We start from the raw sequence: 2,685 nt of genomic DNA on the forward strand, positions 1-2,685 counted from the left end.
TGCGCGGCGGCGATCAGGGTGAGACTCCAGCGACAATCAAGGTGAGACTGCGCCGATGGGGACGGACCGAAGGGAGGGCGTAGCCCGACCGGAGGACCGTCCCCATCGGCGTCGCGCGTTTTTGGACCCGCCTGGCGGTCGGGTGCGGTTGGTGCAAGCTGTTGATTGGTCTCGACAAGAGGGAATCGATGCCTTGCCTGGCCTCCACATCACCGACCACCAGATGAGGCTATACATGACGTACCGACAGACACTGTCCCCCGAGGCCGCCGCGGCCAAGGCGGGGTTCTCGAAGGCAAGCGCGTATCGAATCGAGGGCGATTGTCGCCCGCCATCGCAGAAGAAGACGCCGAGGGGCCGACGCCGGTCCGATCCGCTCGCACGGTATTGGGAAGCCGAGATCGTTCCGATCCTGAAGGCTGCGCCCGGCATCCGCGTGATCGGCGTGCTGGACGAACTGCGCCGACGGCATCATGACCTGAACCCGAACATCCGCCGCACGCTGGAGCGGCGCATCAACGCCTGGCGGGCGCTCAACGGCCCCGAACAGGACGTGATCGTCCGCCAGCAGCACGAGCCCGGCCGCCTGGGTCTGTCCGACTTCACCGACGTGAGCGCGCTCGGTATTACCATCGCGGGTGAGCCGCTCGATCACCGGCTCTATCACTTCCGGTTGGCGTTCTCCGGCTTCGAGCATGCCCATGTCGTGCTCGGCGGCGAAAGCTTCGTCGCCCTGGCGGAGGGCTTGCAGAACGCCCTGTGGGCACTTGGCGGCGTGCCGCGGGAGCATCGCAGCGACAGCCTGTCGGCAGCGTTCCGCAATCTGGCCGCCGACGCACGGGAGGATCTGACGCAGCGCTACGCCGGGCTGATGGGCCACTATGGCATGGCGCCAACGCGCAACAATGCGGGCATCGCACATGAGAACGGCTCGATCGAGAGCGCGCACGGCCATCTCAAGCGGGCACTGGAAGATGCGCTGTTGCTGCGGGGGACGCGCGACTTCGCCAGTCTCGATGCGTACCGGGCTTTTGTCGACGAGATTGTCGGCCGGCGCAACGCCAACCTCGCCAAGTCGATCGCGCTCGAGAAGGAGGCATTGGCGCCGCTGCCAAAAGGCCGCACGACCGACTTCGAGGAGAAAGTGATCCCGGTGACGTCGTCAGGCGGCTTCATCCTGCGACGCGTGTTCTACACCGTGCCTTCAAGATTGATCGGCCATCGTCTGCGTGTGCGCATCTTTGACGACCGGCTCGAATGCTTCCTTGGTGGCACGCCGGTCGTGACGCTGCGGCGCGGTCGGCCTGTGTCCGAGTGCCAGGGCGGTCATGTCGTGGATTACCGGCACGTCATCCATGCCCTGCGGCGCAAGCCGATGGCGCTCCTCAATCTCGTCTATCGCGACCGGCTCTTCCCGCGGCCTGCCTACAGGCGCCTGTTCGAGACCTTGCGGGAGCATGGTGATGATCGGCGTGCCTGCAAGGTGACGGTCGAGCTTCTGGCGCTGGCCCACGAGCGAGCTTGCGAAGCTGAGCTCGCCGAGGCGGTCGCGATAGACCTGGATGCCGGACGGCTACCCGATCTTGCCGCGCTGCGCGACCGCTTCCGGCCGGAGGCGACCTCGATCCCCACTGTCGCTGTCAAACTGGCGCCGCTCAACGTCTACGATGAGCTGGCCTCCGTCAGCATCGTGTCGGCCCACTCCAGCCTGGGAGAAGTGGCATGACCAGCATAGCGACCTCCGTCGATGCTGCCCGCGTCGAGCTGCTGCTCAATGAGCTGCGCCTGCCGGGCGTCAAGGCGATCTGGCCGAAGCTGGCCGCGCAATCGGACAAGGAGGGCTGGCCTGCCGCCCGCTTCCTCGCGGCCCTTGCCGAGCACGAGGCATCCGATCGTACCCGCCGTCGCATCGAGCGACACATGGTAGAAGCGCGTCTGCCCGCCGGCAAGACGCTCGCCACCTTCGACTTCGAAAGCGTGCCGATGGTATCAAAGGCACAGGCGATAGCGCTCGCCGCCGGCGACGCCTGGTTGAAGGCCGGCGCCAATCTGCTGTTGTTCGGTCCACCGGGCGGCGGCAAGACCCATCTCGGCGCGGCGATTGGCCTGGCTCTCGTCGAGAACGGTTGGCGCGTTCTCTTCGCGCGCACCACTGATCTGGTGCAACGGCTGCAGGTCGCGCGGCGCGAGCTGGCGCTGGAGTCCGCGATCAGCAAACTCGATCGCTATGACCTCCTGATCCTCGACGACATCACATATGTGAGCAAGGATCAGGCGGAAACCAGTGTGTTGTTCGAGTTGATCGCCGGCCGCTACGAACGACGCTCGCTGCTGATCACGGCCAATCAGCCATTTGGCGAATGGGGGCGGATCTTCCCGGACCAAGCAATGACATTGGCTGCCATCGATCGTTTGGTCCACCACGCCACGATCCTCGAGATGAACGTCGAAAGTTACCGTCGAAAAGTTGCCCTCGATCGCAAGCGCGGTCCAGGCCGGCCGCCTGTTCACACTACCCCAAACGAACTCGACAAGACTTTGATTGACGCTGGCAGCGCCGCTTGATTGTCGCGCAGCGTCAATCAACGCTTGCCAAGTCGGCGGCCAGCGTCAATTATCTCCTGGCTCGGCCGCCTCGTCTCATCTTGATTGACGCGCCGCTCTCATCCTGATTGTCGCGCTATA

2 protein-coding genes are annotated in these 2,685 nt (G+C 64.8%); both read left to right on the plus strand.

What is annotated here, in order from left to right:
• Positions 1–223: 223 nt before the first annotated feature.
• Positions 224–1,726 (plus strand): IS21 family transposase, encoded by a 1,503-nt coding sequence (gene istA / locus IVB01_RS17255; RefSeq protein WP_247494703.1) that lies wholly within the window; start codon positions 224–226, stop codon positions 1,724–1,726.
• Entirely contained in the window at positions 1,723–2,565 is an 843-nt protein-coding gene (istB, locus tag IVB01_RS17260; RefSeq protein WP_247494702.1) for an IS21-like element helper ATPase IstB, read from the plus strand. Before istA ends, istB begins: the two co-directional genes overlap by 4 nt.
• Positions 2,566–2,685: the final 120 nt, after the last annotated feature.

It is taken from the genome of Bradyrhizobium sp. 164, from assembly GCF_023073715.1.
Taxonomy (GTDB): Bacteria; Pseudomonadota; Alphaproteobacteria; order Rhizobiales; family Xanthobacteraceae; genus Bradyrhizobium.